The organism is Bradyrhizobium sp. Ken01 (assembly GCF_055807355.1).
The window spans coordinates 1-521 of record NZ_JBVVPC010000152.1; the positions used below are offsets into that span (position 1 = coordinate 1).

Genomic DNA, 521 nt, shown 5'->3' on the forward strand with positions numbered 1-521 from the left:
GGGCGCAAAACCGATGTCAGCGATGCCGCTTGGTTACGCCAGCTCCACTCCTATGGCCTGTTACGGGGCAGCTTTCGACCCGATGCCGAGATCGCAACCTTGCGAGCCTATCTGCGCCAGCGCGAGCGGCTCGTGGAATATGCTGCCGCCCATATCCAACATATGCAGAAGGCCCTGATGGAGATGAACCTGCAGCTCCATCATGTTGTCTCGGATATCACCGGCGCGACCGGCATGCGGATTATCCGAGCCATTGTCGCAGGCGAACGCAATCCCGACGTCCTAGCAACCTATCGGGACGTGCGCTGCCATTCATCGATCGAGACGATCCGCGCAGCACTCGTAGGCAATGACCGCCACGAACATGTCTTCGCGTTGACTCAATCGCTGGAGCTCTACGACGCTTATCAAGCAAAGATGCTCGACTGTGATCGCAAGCTCGAAGTCCTGATCAGTGCATTGAACACCAAAGGAGCAGGACCAGTCGGAAAGCTAGCCAAGCCACGCGTCAAGACCAAGCA

1 protein-coding gene is annotated in these 521 nt (G+C 57.6%); it reads left to right on the forward strand.

Features of this window, described 5'->3' with window-relative positions; genetic code table 11:
* The coding region (locus AC0L3S_RS39140) for an IS110 family transposase (protein WP_473285299.1) at positions 1 to 521 on the forward strand (521 nt) is incomplete at both ends.